The organism is Anaerocolumna chitinilytica (assembly GCF_014218355.1).
In the GTDB taxonomy this organism is placed as follows: Bacteria; Bacillota; Clostridia; order Lachnospirales; family Lachnospiraceae; genus Anaerocolumna; species Anaerocolumna chitinilytica.
In genome coordinates, this window is record NZ_AP023368.1 from 3,544,573 (window position 1) to 3,559,030 (window position 14,458).

The window sequence follows — 14,458 nt, forward strand, 5'->3', positions numbered from 1 at the left end:
TCATTTATCATTTATTTTTTGGCTATGACAGATACCCAGTCACCCATCTCTTCTACTGCTATTACTTCAAAACCATTTGCGATAACAGCTGATAAGACCTGTTCCTTCTTGGTATTTATGATACCGGAACTGATAAAGAGTCCGCCTGGTTTTAAGTGCACACCAATTTTTCCGGACAGAGGAATAATGATATCCGCCAGTATGTTTGCTACGGCTATATCATATTTTTGAAATCCTACCGTTTCTTTCAAGACATCATCAGAGATGATATCACCGCTAAAAAAGGTTACCTTGTCCTCCGATATTTTATTAACCTCTACATTTTCTCTGGACGCTTCAACTGCATGGGGATCAATATCCGTGCCAAGAACTTTCTTAGCACCAAGCTTTGACGCTATAATAGATAATATACCGCTGCCGCTGCCAACATCCAACACTTCCATGTCAGGTGTCAAATACTTCTTTAAGGCCAGAATACATAGTTTTGTTGTCTCGTGAGCTCCGGTTCCAAAAGCTGTTCCGGGGTCCAGTTCGATCACAATATCCCCTTCCTTTTTATCTGTCAGCTCTTCCCAGGTAGGCTTTATTACGATGTTATCCTCCAAGCGAAAAGGCTTGAAATAGGCTTTCCAGTTGTTAATCCAATCTGTATCCTCGGTAACGGAGATTTCAATATCACCGGAACCTGTATCTACGAACTGTGACAATTCTTTCAGTCCTTCTTTTACGGAATGAATGACTTCATCTGTATTATCCTGTTCATTCAGATAAAAGCTGATAAATGCCTCCTTGTTATTCGTATCAAGTTCCGGCAGAATATCTATGAATAATTCTTTCTTTTCTCTCTCGGTTATCGGCACATTATCTTTAATTTCAATTCCTTCAATCCCTAATTCGATTAACATGTCACTTATCAGCTCTACTGCATCTGTTACGGTCTTAAGCGTAAGCTTTACCCATTTCATCCCTTATCTCCTGACTTTTCCTGTATGCCCTTTATCGTATTATCTATTTATCTTTACCGAAAAGCTTTCTTTTGCCTTTCTCTTTCTCTTTATCATTCTCGTGACTTTCAACTTCCACTTTGCCTTCCATGGCTTCATCAAATCTCTGCAGTAATTCTTTTTGCTCTGCAGATAACTTTGTCGGAACCTGTACCACGAGAGTTACATAATGATCACCTCTGACCTGCTTATTACGCAGTGTCGGAACACCTTTTCCACGAAGTCTTACCTTGGTATCTGTCTGAGTTCCGGGCTTTACATTATATAATACATCTCCATCCACAGTACTGATCTTAACATCTCCGCCTAAAGCAGCTTTCGCGTAAGAAATAGGTGCAGTAGAAAAGATGTCATATTCCTGTCTCTGGAATATCGGATGACGTGATACTGTTACCTCTACTAACAAATCTCCGCGTTCTCCGCCGTTAGTACCCGGTTCTCCTTTTTCCCTGATTCGTATGCTCTGTCCGTTGTCAATACCTGCTGGAATGGAAACCTGTATCTTTTTCTTTCTTGTTACATATCCGCTTCCATAGCAGACAGTACATTTATCCTTTATTACTTTTCCGCTTCCGCCGCAATCCGGACAAGTCTGTACATTTCGTACCATTCCAAAAAGTGACTGCTGTGTATATACCACCTGACCCTTACCGCCGCATTTCTTACAGGTCTCGGTACTGGTTCCGGGTTTAGCTCCGGTACCGTTACAGGTAGTACATTCTTCTTTAAGATTTACATCCAGTTCCTTATCGGTTCCGGTTACCGCCTCTTCAAAGGTAATTCTGACTCCGGCACGGACATTGGGTCCTTTCATGGGGCCATTACTGGCTCTTCTGCTTCTGCCGCCGCCAAATAAATCTCCGAAAATATCCCCGAAGATATCACTCATATCCATATTTGTAAAGTCAAATCCACCAGCTCCGCCGGCTCCGCCATCAAATGCAGAATGTCCGAACTGGTCATACTGTCTTCTCTTTTCAGCATCACTTAAAACAGCATATGCCTCAGAAGCCTCTTTAAATTTAACTTCAGCCTCTTTATCCCCCGGATTGGCATCTGGGTGATATTTCTTAGCAAGCTGTCTATAAGCTTTCTTTATTTCATCATCACCTGCAGTTTTAGACACTCCCAGCACTTCATAATAATCACGTTTATCTGCCATAATATAATCTATCCTCCTAAACCCTTAGGGTACTGCAATCCTGCCCGCAGTACTACACTAGCTTAATCTCTGCATTGAGAAGTAGGCAATCCTTCAACTGCCAAGTAGGCAGTCTTTCAACTGCCAAGTAGGCAGTCTTGCGACTGCCTACTATAGTTTATCTGCATTTTGCCCGATTCGACAAGTCAAATCATATTTTAATGAATTATCTTATAATCGTCAAGCAAAAACTTATACTTCTCTGTAGTCACCATCAACTACATCATCACCGTAAGTGCTTCCTGTATTACCTGCAGCACCCCCAGCTCCTGACATATCCGGTGCAGGACCGCCCTGAGACTGCTCATACAGTTTAGCAAATAAAGCCTGAGCGCTTTCCATTAATTTCTCTTTGGCAGCTTTGATATCAGCAACTTCACCTTCAGACATGACTTCCGGATTGGATTTTTGGATTAAATCCTTTAAGTGATTTAAATCGCCTTCTACCTTTGTCTTATCATCAGAATTAATCTTATCGCCTACTTCTGATAAGGCCTTCTCTGTCTGGAATACCATGGAATCTGCATCATTTCTTACTTCTACGGCTTCCTTACGTTTCTTATCCTGTGCTTCATATTCAGCAGCTTCTTTTACTGCCTTATCGATATCGGAATCGGAAAGGTTGGAGCCACCTGTAATAGTAATGTGCTGTTCTCTTCCGGTTCCCAAATCTTTTGCAGAAACATTTAAGATACCATTGGCATCAATATCAAATGTTACTTCGATCTGAGGAACACCTCTTCTTGCCGGCGGAATTCCATCCAGACGGAATTGTCCAAGGCTCTTGTTATCTTTTGCAAATTGTCTTTCACCCTGTACAACATTGATATCAACTGCGCTCTGGTTATCGGCAGCTGTTGAGAATACCTGGCTCTTCTTGGTAGGAATTGTTGTATTTCTTTCAATTAATCTGGTAGCTACACCGCCCATTGTTTCAATACTTAAGGACAGAGGAGTTACATCCAGAAGAAGGATATCTCCTGCACCGGCATCACCGGCTAATTTACCACCCTGAATGGAAGCACCGATAGCAACACATTCATCAGGATTTAATGTTTTGGAAGGTTCCTGACCTGTTAACTGTCTTACCTTATCCTGAACAGCAGGAGTACGGGTAGAACCACCTACTAAAAGTACCTTCTTAAGGTCGGAAGCAGAAAGACCTGCATCTCTTAATGCGTTTTGAACAGGAACTGTGGTTCTTTCTACCAGATCATGTGTTAACTCATCAAATTTAGCTCTAGTTAAGTTTAAGTCAAAGTGCTTAGGACCATCTGCAGTTGCTGTGATAAATGGCAGGTTAATATTTGTTGTAGTAGCAGAAGATAATTCCTTCTTCGCCTTTTCAGCAGCTTCTTTTAATCTCTGAAGAGCCATCTTATCAAGACTTAAATCAACGCCTTCTGTTTTCTTGAACTCATCAATCATATATCTGGTGATTCTTTCATCGAAATCATCACCACCTAATCTATTATCACCGGATGTAGCTAATACTTCGATAACGCCATCACCGATTTCGATAATGGAAACATCGAAAGTACCACCGCCTAAATCGTATACCATGATTTTCTGCTCATGCTCGTTATCAAGACCATAAGCAAGTGCTGCTGCAGTAGGCTCGTTGATAATTCTCTTAACATCAAGTCCGGCAATCTTACCGGCATCTTTTGTTGCCTGTCTCTGAGCATCATTAAAATATGCAGGTACTGTAATAACAGCTTCTGTTACCTTCTCACCTAAATAGCTTTCTGCGTCAGCTTTTAACTTCTGAAGAATCATAGCAGAGATTTCCTGAGGGGTGTATTTCTTGTCATCAATAGAAACTTTGTAGTCGGTTCCCATATGTCTTTTGATAGAAGAAATTGTTTTATCTGAATTGGTAACAGCCTGACGTTTAGCAGACTCACCAACTAATCTTTCTCCTGTTTTTGTGAAAGCTACTACGGAGGGAGTTGTTCTTACTCCTTCGGTATTTGCGATTACGACGGGTTTACCGCCTTCCATAACTGCAACACATGAGTTTGTGGTACCTAAATCGATTCCAATAATTTTACCCATGATTTATTCCTCCTTCTATTAATAAGTGTTTGATTTTTATGTTTGTTAATCTTTCTATTATGAAAGTGAATCTGTGTGATTCGCTTAGATAAGCAATTTACTTTAGTTTACTACCTTGACCATACTATGTCTGATTACGGTATCTCTGTACATATAACCCTTCTGGAACTCTTCCGCAACCAAATTCTCTCCCTGTTCAGGGTCTTCTGCATGCATTACGGCATTATGGAAATTCGGATCAAAAGGTTTTCCAACAGCATCAATAGGCTTAAGACCTGCATCGGATAAAGCAGTAAACATCTGCTTATAGATTTTTTCAATCCCCTGTGCAAAAGCACTTTCTCTCTCCTCTTCCGTTATCGCTCCAAGACCTCTCTCGAAATTATCGATAACCGGCAGAATCTTCTCAATGATATCCCTTGCTCCGATTTCAAACATTTGAGCTTTTTCTCTTTCAGAACGTTTTCTGAAATTATCAAACTCTGCCATGTTACGAATCAGCCTGTCATTCAATTCATCAATCTTTAAATCTTTTTTATCTTTCTTTTCCTTTTTTTCCTTTCGGAAAAAGGATTTTTTCTGACCATCTTTTGAATCCTCTTCGGAAGTTTCTTCGGTATCATCTTCCTCCGTATCTTCTGTCATCTCTATGTCAGATTCTTCAAAAGCGGAGCCGGAAGCAGCTTCATCATTTTCCGTTTTTGTTTCCTCAGTTTTTGTTTCCTCAGTATTTGTTTCCTGATCCTTAATGGTTTCATCCATTGAATTTATATTATCTTCCACTTACTTAAACCACCTTTCCTTCTCTTAGGTTTTCTTCTTAAATATATCATCCAATTGCCCCATTAGGGTATGCAATATATTTACAACTCTTTCATAATCCATACGTTTTGGTCCAATAATACCAATCTTTCCATAAACGCCTTCTTCTATCTCATAGGTAGCGGTTACAACAGAACAATCTTTCATTGCCTGAACAGGTGTCTCGCTTCCGATATATACCTGAATGTCACCGGATTCAGAAGTATCTACGTTATGGTTAATAATTTCAGACAATTGTTCCTTTTCTTCCAGGGTATCAATTAGCTCCATAACCTTATCTACATTGTTTAGTTCCGGATATTTAAGGATATTGGTAGCACCGCTGGTATAGATTTCTACTTCTTCTTCCTCACTGATGGCTTCTGCCACCGCATCCAAGATATTACTTACAAGTCTGTTATAATTGCCTGCCTGTTCTTTCATCTTCTGTATAAGGGACATGGTAATCTCAGCCAAATCAAGGCCCTGAAGGAAAGTATTAAAAACAATATTAAGCTTTAATATAATCTCTTTGTCAAGGCAATCTGTCACTTCAATAATCTTATTCTTAACAACATTACCCTCAATCAGTATTACAGCTAAGATATGAGTATCATCCACTTCGGTCAGCTGGATAAACTTCACTTTTTTACTTCGGTACTTTGGTTTCGTAACCAAAGTAGTATAGTTGGTATTATCTGCCAAAAGTCTTGCTACCTGCTTCAGTAAATGGTCCAGCTTATCTGCTTTCTCTAATATGAGTTCCTTCATATCTTCCACTTCATGAGTTTTCTCTTCCAGCAAAGTATCTACATATAATCGGTAACCTTTATCGGAAGGAATACGTCCGGCAGAGGTATGGGGCTGAATAATATAGCCTAACTCCTCTAAATCTGCCATCTCGTTTCGTATGGTGGCTGAACTGAGATTCAAATCGGTGTACTTGGATATTGTTCTTGAACCCACCGGCTCACCAGTCTCCAGATAATTGCGGATAATAGCTTGTAATATCTTCAATTTTCTTTCGTCCAGTTCCATTGAATCCCTCCTGCCTTTTTGATTGTTAGCACTCACTCGAATAGAGTGCTAATATCTTTATACATAAAATAGCACTTAACATTTATTTTGTCAAGTGCTATTTTCGAATTTTATAAAGGATTTTATTCGCTTTTTTAATGTATATTTTTAGGACTTTGCTTAGGTCTCAAATAAAATAATCTATTGTTTCATACACTCTTTTCGTATCTGCCAAAATCCAATTAATTATTCTATCCTATAAGTTCATTTGAACTATATATCTGATGTGTAATGACTGTGTCTTCTTATGACAATGTACTGAATAACTCAGGTTTAACATCTTGATTTTTCCTTGCCAGTTTATTTATTCTTCCTTATATATATCTTTAATGCACATATAGACAATACAATCAAATAAATTAGCAATACTGCTATAGCAACTGCTATCACTGTTTCCATTACAGACAAAATTAACGTTACTACCATTAGAGCCTCCTCATAGTATACTTACTATTGCAATAGTATCGCTATTTTTTTACATTGTCAAGTTTTACTAATGTTTGTACATGACTATATCCCCTTTTCATTTACATCTTTGTATTAGGAAAATGGCTTCAAAACCACCCTGTAGGCAGGTTCTGAAGCCTTGTGAGTACTTTATCACTGGAATCAGCTTTCTAACCAATCTGAATTATTTCATCTGCAATATCAGCAATACTTTGATCATGGGTAATAAGCAGAATGATTTTACCTGATTTTATCTCCAGCAGACATTCCTTTAAAATTGTCACACTTTCTTTATCAAAAGCTGCTGTTGGCTCATCTAAGATAAGAATCGGTGTATCTTTAACAAGTGCTCTTATAAACGATATTTTAGCTTTTTCTCCGCCGGACAATGTAATATAATCAGCTGCTATATCACTTTCAAAGCCATCCGGCATACTTATTATCTTATCATACAAATTAAATCGTTTACACCAATAAATAACTTTTTCTCTTAATTTTTCCTGATTATTTAACCCATATGTCAAATTCTCATAGATACTTCCTCTAACCATTGTAACCGCTTGATCGGAATAAGCCATATTGCATTCTCTAAGATAATACATATCCATTTCCTTAATATTATAAGAATTAATAAATATATTTCCCTGATAACTGTTATACAGATTGGCTATAATATTAAGAAAAGTTGACTTTCCACTTCCATTGCTTCCATATATACAATAAATATTTCCTTTAGTCATTGTGCAGGATAGATTTTGTATCAGTTTTTTCTGATGTTCAAACTTGAAATCTAGATTTTGTACACTGATAAACTCAATTCCATCTGTCCTGATAGAACCATTATGTTCCGTTGTAACCTCATTCATTTGTTCCATTCGTTTAACAGATACTAAGGTCTGCTGATATGACTTACTATATTCAATAAAATAATGAACTGCAGTAAGCACCAGATTAAAATATGTACTTAATATAGTAAAATTTCCTATTGTCATTTCTTTATTTATTACCTTAATCCCACCAAAAAAGATTATAATAATATTTGCTAATACCAGTACACCTGCTGCCAGATTGGAAAATAAGTAATTCAAACGAAAATTGTTCATTACGGTATTAAATACATCTTTAAATCTTTTTATAAGGTTCTCATCAAATATACTGAATAAGGAATTTAATTTTATATACTTAATCAATTTAAATTGTTCCGTCATAACTGAAAAATACTGATTTCTTTTTTCTATCAAAGTAAAGTTAGATTGATATAAAGGCTGGCGAAAGGCCTTATAGATAATAATATAGGCTATCATGATTACAATAAATAAGATAGTAATAACAGGACTGATTTGAAATATCATAATAAATCCAAAGAATATTGTCAGGATATTGGTTATGAAACTAACACAATTTCTTACAAAAAAATTAATGATACAATTACTATCTTCATTAATCCTTGTACTTAAATAAACGGAATCTGCATTTTCAAAAAAAGAAAGAGGTGCTTTCTTTATATTTTTATAAACGTGATAACTTAAATCAAAAGCAATTTTACCGTTAAGTTTTGTAATCGATAAGTCAACAAAGTATTGAACCACCAAATTAATTATATTCATAACAGCTACAATAGCCACATATTGATAAACTCTGCTTTTATGACTGTCAGAAACTAATACATCTATTAATCTTCCGGAAACAAAAGGCATCAGAATTGAAATTCCCCATACAGTAATACTTGTACTAATAAATAAGGTAAATAAGGATGCATATTTTTTCAAATAGCATCCTATAAGTTTTATTATTCTATCCAATTTGAATTGCGCAGCCCCCGTCAGGATCCTTTTGAGTGCAGCTATCATGTACATCAACAACGCATACACCCGGGTTAGGAACATTAATCCAGCAGCTTAGAACCTTGGGATCTAAATTTTTCTTAGCCATCATCCTATTCCAGTTATTAAAAAGTACCAAAAAGTCCATTAATTACCCCATCCTTTCTTCAATTATACTATGCGCACATGCTTGTAGATATTCTTCCAGAACATACTTTGTATGATTACAATTTTCCACTCCAAGGAGTCTTCTGTTCGGACATCCTCCCATACAAACAGGAAGTAGTTTACATTCAGTACAACGTTCATCCTTGGTAGGGTCATATAGCAAGTAATCCGAATATAGTTTAAAGTTGTCAACAACACCTTCCATAGGAAGCTTTCCAATTAATTTTTCCTGGATTCCTATATCATTCCAGCATTTATACAAGTTTCCATCAGCACCTACTACAAAGGAATTTACAGCATCAGCACCACAGTAGTTTGTAAATCTCCTAGGATACAGCTTCTTGATATCCAGTTTATTTTCTTTCATAAAATCATAATATGCCTGTGAAAATCCTTCCGGTGTCAAGCATTTGCAGGTAACATACCCATCATTCAGTGCTTCCACATGCCCCAGATAAACATTCACTTTCTCAGCCAAATCATTATCTTTTAATACTTGAAACACTTCACTGATTCTATCCTGATTATCAATATCTGTGTTAATTCGTATTGATACGGACGGAAGAACATCTATGTTTTCTTTTAAATTATTCAGAATTTTCTGAAATGTACCCTGCCCTCCCGCTAATGGCCTTCGCTTGTTATGTATATCTTCTGGCCCATCTAATGTTATCTGCATCCCCTGGATATTAAGCTTATCTTTTAAGTCCAAAGCAATCTCACGGGTTAACAAGTATCCGTTGGTAACCATATACGCAAAATAGGTAATTTGATTTTCATCACAGATCTTTTGAATACGTTCTGATAAATCCCGTATCACATTAATCATTAATAAAGGTTCACCGCCATACCAGGTAACTGCTAAAACTTTTAATCCATTTGCCTGATCTGTAATCAGCTGAATAATATTATCCTGTACATCTTGATTCATTTTTGTATTTTCGATGCTGTTTTTTTCATAACAATAAGTACATCGAAAATTACAGTCAGCCGTTACTGCAATCGTTAACCCAAGTACTGAACGGTTAAACCGGTTCTGGAAAAGCTGAAGTTCTAATAACTTTAACTCATCCATTTCATCCTCAATGATATAACCTCCCATTTTCAAATCATCGATAAACTTTTCATCCTCTATGGTTATATTATTGCTGGCAAAATTATAATATTGTGTATAATGTTCTTGATCCATTAAAGCCAATGAATTAGTTAATGCATTATACGCCAATTTCTTCTCTTCCTGATCCGGAAAATCATAAAAGAAATTGTATTTTGATTGCTTCATTTATAGTAATCTCCCATCATTGTTATGCATTTGCAACACATGCATTAATTGGACAAAACAGATTAATGCCACATGCAACAACACCGCATATGCCATTTATTAAACAGGCATCCACTCCACATATTACCATCGGCTCAACTTTGGAATGGTTCTCATCACTTTTTACTAAATAATCCATACGAATCCCCTTTCAATATATAATTGATATGTTTATGCTAAATTGATACTTATAGATCTTATAAATATTTTATATATAATTAGTTAATCCACTTAGATACTATGGATTAACTAATTATATTAATAATTTTATAGTTTAATCATACAACCGGTGGTTAATGATCCGCAGTTAACTCCGCAACTTAATGGCGGGCAGCTTATGTTGGTGCTGCATCCTGAAGCTAATATAGATGCATTGTTATTCTTTACCAGAAAATCCATATGTTATCCTCCTCTCTTTTGATTGGATAAGTATAAAATTATTAAAACTTAATAATACATCCGGTTGTTAATATACTACAGTTGGCACCGCATACATTAACAATACACATAGCTGATACGGTATTTTCTTTGTTCTTTAACACTAAATAATCCATTATTTTCTCCTATTTTGTTAAATTTAACTTAATTTAATCATACATCCGGTAGATAATGTAGGACAATTAACGCCACAGCTTAATTTGGGACATGCAAAATCATAAGGACAGGAACTTGATGCAGTAGTTACAAATGATTGATTGCTTTTTACTAAAAAATCCATCAGTATCACTCCTTTCTAATAAGTTTTATATGAAGGCCCAATAATAATTTGGCACCATCATAAATTATTTAAAATTCATCTTTAATAATATTCATCTTTTAGTATCATTACTAACATATATATACTTTGCTGATTACATATTACCTCACCAAAATAAAAAAGACCATGTCGAGTTTGGAAAATATTATCATTTTTCAAACCTTGGCATGGTCTTTATAATTCTTATTCTATTATACAATATTCTCCATATACGACATGGTCATTAGAAAATAAACTTAGTATACTTAATTCTATGAAAGGAGGGTTAAAAAATGAGTCCCATAAAAAATGCTTTAACAATCATATTAATTATAGTAACTCTAAATCTTGTAATTTTTAATGCTCCACTAAATCCGGCAGCAACTACAGACAATGGCTTTCATATATTAAATGACATGCCTGAAAAAGATTAAATAAGCAAATTAATCAAGCAACTTGCAGCTTCCATAATATTTATTAATATGATCCAATAAAAATTGTTGAATTAACTTTTGCTGCATAACACCTGCAATATAATATGCTTGTCTAAGATATTTAAAACATTCTGTCTTATTTTCAAGCGGTAATTTGCCCATTCTAATTAGCTGCTCTTTATTCCATACTATACTATATAATAGATTGGGCAGTACATTACCAAGATTATACTTTTTACAAAAATTTATACCCTCCATGGCAATCTCAATTGCTTTATCGTGCTTCTTAATCAAACCATACCATTTTGAGAGATTACTTAAAATTTTTGCCTGTAAGATTATTTTTTGTTCCTCATCCACATAACTTTGCCTCATAAAATTACTAACTTCTTCAAGTATTGCAATTGCTTTATCATATCGATTATTCTGTGCAAGAGCAGAAGATATATTAAGCAGCAAAACTGTCTCTTGATAATTTAATGGCCAGTCTGATAATGAAATTTTGCCATATTGGGGAATTGTTAACAAAATAGACTTTTCCAATCCCTGCAGGAATTCTTCTGCACTAATTCGATTTAGTCGGTAATTAATAATATTTTCTCCCCTCATTAAAAATTGCTTATCCATAATCGAATCTCCTAATGACCTTTTTAAAAGATTTAATACCTTCTCCGCCCTGAAATAATCGTACCTTTCTATGTAATCAGAGAACAGTTTCATCTTCTCAAATATACAATAATCTGAAATGGAAAGCATAGAATATGCTCTTTCCCGGCTGCGTCCCAAACGCTCCATAAGCAATTCATAAACATCCTTACCCGGAATCTGCCTTCCATTTTCAACACGGGACAATGTTTCTACCGAGCAAATTCCATCACACAATTGTTCCTGTGTAATTGAAAGAGATTTTCTGGTCATTCGAATAATATCTCCTAATCGATATATTCCCACGCATTCTCCTCCTTTAAATATCTTTTAATATAATCAGTTTTTGTAGTATTCCCACATATATCAAAGATATAGTATGCCTCAAGATAATATTTTAGATATTCCTTTACCATTTTCAGTTGCATGTTTTCTCTCTTTATCATAAATTCCCTAGTCTGTGCTTTTATCAGTAATAATTCACCTTTATACTCCAATTTCAGGTTGCTTTTATCTTTTTTCAGACCCTTCGAGCATATCTCGATAATTTTGTCAAAATCAATTGTCTGATTTAATAACCTACACAAGATAATTGACACTTTTGGATATAGATTATTCATGGCTTCCATATATTTACGCATATCCAAATACTCTAGTATTTGAAACAATATATCCTTTGCCTTAGCTGATGCCCCAATAAAAGAGTATTTTATTGCAATATCTATAATAATATCGAGTTCCGAACTGCTTAGTAAATATTCGTTGAAACCATTTGTTCTAAAATCCGGAACAGTATATGTAACAGCTTTTGTTAATAGATCAATTGATTTTTCAATTGCTCCTCCTTTCAATTCATTTATTTTCGACTCTGTTCTAGTTATAAATTGTTTATGTACATTGCCTTTTGCCTGATTAATTAGCTGATATAAATCTAGCTGCTCGGCTGCTCCTACTAAATCGTTATTATGAATTAAACGTTTAATTTCCTGCCGCTTCTGAAATGATACATAATCGGAATCTGTTAAAATTAATTCAAATTTATCTGTTGTTTTACCCATTCGCTCTAGCAGGACTTCCAATAGTAATGCATCAGCTTCCCGTTCACCCGCTTCAATCCTGGATAGAGCTGATACAGAACATACCCCTTTACACAAAGCGCTTTGTGATAACTTATTTTTTTGGCGAAAATATTGAATTGCAAATCCAATTTTATTTTTAAACGTTTCATTCTCATTAAAAATCATATTATTCTCCCTGCGTAAAATAATATTCGTAACTAGATTGGGATATTAATGGCTTAATGATAGCGCAAATTTGCAGTAGGAATTTAATAACATATAGATAGACTATTCAGATAATCTAAAGAACTTTTTAAAATAAATGTTTAACCGCATTTATATATTCAAGAGCGCTAACTATTGTAATAGTATCGCTATTTTTTTATTATGTCAAGTTTTTTCCTTTAATTTCATATTTTTTACTAAAGCTTAGTGTTTTTATTGCTTTATCTTTACGTTTTTACATAGCAGAAAAAACCATAAAAAAGCCTTGCTTTTTATGGTTTTTTGTACTTGCCATACTAACTTTCTGGCAACTTTATTCAAGTAAAAATCTTGCCATTACCGTATTGCTTAAATCTATTCCCCTATTTGTCAGATATACTCTGCCTTCCTTCTCCTGCAGTAGTTCCTCGCGGATTGAACGTTCCAGTTCTTCCTTATAGATATTATCCATTGGGATTTGAAATGTCCTTTCAAATACAGCTTTGCTGACTCCTTCCATGAGCCGGAGTCCTAAAAACATAAATTCCTCCATCTGTTGGTTTATAGAAAGCTTCTCAATCTCTTTATCTGTCAAAACATGATTACCTGCATTTTTTATATATTCTTTTAAGTTATCTTCCTTTCGAAATCTGGTATTCTCTATCATAGAGGAAGCACCTAATCCAAGTCCGAGATAATTCTCTCTCACCCAGTAAGAATTATTATGTCTGCATTCTTTTGCCTTTTTTGCATAATTGGATACTTCATAATGTTCATATCCCTTGCTCTTTAGATAATTTTCTGTTTCCCAATACATTTGTCTGTCCAGTTCTTCATCAATTGGAATGGAACTATATTTTTGATAGAAAGGTGTTCCTTCTTCTAATATCAGGCTGTAAGCAGAAATATGTTCCGGATTCAAATCAGTAACCTTTTCTAAAGTTTTCATCCATTTATCAAGGCTTTGCTCCGGTAAGGAAGACATTAGATCAATGTTGATATTGTCAAACCCAAGTTCTCTGGCAAGAGAATAGTTTTCCAGAAAAGTCTCATAGGTATGAATCCTTCCAAGGAGCTTTAGCTCCTTATTATCAGCTGACTGAAGTCCCATGCTGATACGATTGATGCCAGAATGTCTGATGGCCAGGAGCTTCTCTCTGTCTATTGTCCCCGGATTCATTTCTATGGTAATCTCTGCGTTGCAGCTTATAAGGAAGGTATCCTTTACTTTTTCCATAATTCGAATAATGCTATCCGCATTCAGGCTTGTGGGTGTACCACCACCAATAAATATTGTCTTAACAGAATATTTCGATGCCATTTCTTTATAACTGTTAATTTCTTTCATGAGAGCCTCTACATAATTATCTTTTGTAGAAGTATCAGCAGCGGCAGAAAGAAAATCACAATAAAGACATTTTCTTTCACAAAAGGGAATATGCAGATATAAACCTAAGTTACGCGTGTCTTTCAATAATGTT

The 14,458-nt window shown here is 35.2% G+C and carries 14 protein-coding genes; 1 reads left to right on the forward strand and 13 read right to left on the reverse strand.

The window, feature by feature from the left end:
* Window positions 1-11 precede the first annotated feature (11 nt).
* The 10 genes from prmA to bsdcttw_RS25245 form a co-directional block, all read right to left on the reverse strand.
* Window positions 12-965 carry a 50S ribosomal protein L11 methyltransferase gene (gene prmA, locus bsdcttw_RS15465; RefSeq protein WP_185255744.1) on the reverse strand — a complete coding sequence of 318 codons (954 nt, stop codon included), beginning with the start codon at window positions 963-965 and terminating at the stop codon, window positions 12-14.
* Window positions 966-1,008: 43 nt separating this feature from the next.
* Window positions 1,009-2,166, reverse strand: a complete 1,158-nt coding sequence (gene dnaJ, locus bsdcttw_RS15470) for a molecular chaperone DnaJ (protein WP_185255745.1) — start codon at window positions 2,164-2,166, stop codon at window positions 1,009-1,011.
* A 231-nt stretch (window positions 2,167-2,397) separates the two neighbouring features.
* Window positions 2,398-4,263 carry a molecular chaperone DnaK gene (dnaK, locus tag bsdcttw_RS15475; protein ID WP_185255746.1) on the reverse strand — a complete coding sequence of 622 codons (1,866 nt, stop codon included), beginning with the start codon at window positions 4,261-4,263 and terminating at the stop codon, window positions 2,398-2,400.
* A gap of 102 nt (window positions 4,264-4,365) precedes the next feature.
* Complete coding sequence (gene grpE, locus bsdcttw_RS15480) at window positions 4,366-5,025, reverse strand: nucleotide exchange factor GrpE (protein WP_185255747.1); 660 nt, start codon at window positions 5,023-5,025, stop codon at window positions 4,366-4,368.
* A 45-nt stretch (window positions 5,026-5,070) separates the two neighbouring features.
* Window positions 5,071-6,102 (reverse strand): heat-inducible transcriptional repressor HrcA, encoded by a 1,032-nt coding sequence (hrcA, locus tag bsdcttw_RS15485; protein ID WP_185255748.1) that lies wholly within the window; start codon window positions 6,100-6,102, stop codon window positions 5,071-5,073.
* 656 nt (window positions 6,103-6,758) lie between these two features.
* Window positions 6,759-8,357 carry an ABC transporter transmembrane domain-containing protein gene (locus bsdcttw_RS15490; RefSeq protein WP_185255749.1) on the reverse strand — a complete coding sequence of 533 codons (1,599 nt, stop codon included), beginning with the start codon at window positions 8,355-8,357 and terminating at the stop codon, window positions 6,759-6,761.
* Between the two features lie 25 nt (window positions 8,358-8,382).
* Complete coding sequence (locus bsdcttw_RS15495; RefSeq protein ID WP_185255750.1) at window positions 8,383-8,559, reverse strand: hypothetical protein; 177 nt, start codon at window positions 8,557-8,559, stop codon at window positions 8,383-8,385.
* Window positions 8,560-8,562: 3 nt separating this feature from the next.
* On the reverse strand, window positions 8,563-9,861 hold the full coding sequence (locus bsdcttw_RS15500) for a radical SAM/SPASM domain-containing protein (RefSeq protein ID WP_185255751.1): 1,299 nt from the start codon (window positions 9,859-9,861) through the stop codon (window positions 8,563-8,565).
* Window positions 9,862-9,883: 22 nt separating this feature from the next.
* Window positions 9,884-10,039 carry a hypothetical protein gene (locus tag bsdcttw_RS15505; protein WP_185255752.1) on the reverse strand — a complete coding sequence of 52 codons (156 nt, stop codon included), beginning with the start codon at window positions 10,037-10,039 and terminating at the stop codon, window positions 9,884-9,886.
* 128 nt (window positions 10,040-10,167) lie between these two features.
* Window positions 10,168-10,299, reverse strand: coding sequence for a hypothetical protein (locus bsdcttw_RS25245; protein WP_269140604.1), 132 nt, complete (start codon window positions 10,297-10,299; stop codon window positions 10,168-10,170).
* A 630-nt stretch (window positions 10,300-10,929) separates the two neighbouring features.
* Between bsdcttw_RS25245 and bsdcttw_RS15510 the strand changes: the two genes are divergently transcribed.
* Window positions 10,930-11,070, forward strand: coding sequence for a hypothetical protein (locus tag bsdcttw_RS15510; RefSeq protein WP_185255753.1), 141 nt, complete (start codon window positions 10,930-10,932; stop codon window positions 11,068-11,070).
* Between the two features lie 9 nt (window positions 11,071-11,079).
* Here bsdcttw_RS15510 and bsdcttw_RS15515 read toward each other — a convergent pair whose 3' ends face one another.
* From bsdcttw_RS15515 to hemW, 3 genes are all read right to left on the reverse strand, one after another.
* On the reverse strand, window positions 11,080-12,021 hold the full coding sequence (locus bsdcttw_RS15515; protein ID WP_185255754.1) for a helix-turn-helix domain-containing protein: 942 nt from the start codon (window positions 12,019-12,021) through the stop codon (window positions 11,080-11,082).
* Entirely contained in the window at window positions 12,003-12,959 is a 957-nt protein-coding gene (locus tag bsdcttw_RS15520) for a helix-turn-helix domain-containing protein (RefSeq protein WP_185255755.1), read from the reverse strand. Before bsdcttw_RS15520 ends, bsdcttw_RS15515 begins: the two co-directional genes overlap by 19 nt.
* A gap of 352 nt (window positions 12,960-13,311) precedes the next feature.
* Window positions 13,312-14,451: a radical SAM family heme chaperone HemW gene (hemW, locus tag bsdcttw_RS15525; RefSeq protein WP_185255756.1), complete on the reverse strand. Its 1,140-nt coding sequence runs from the start codon at window positions 14,449-14,451 to the stop codon at window positions 13,312-13,314.
* Between the last annotated feature and the right edge of the window lie 7 nt (window positions 14,452-14,458).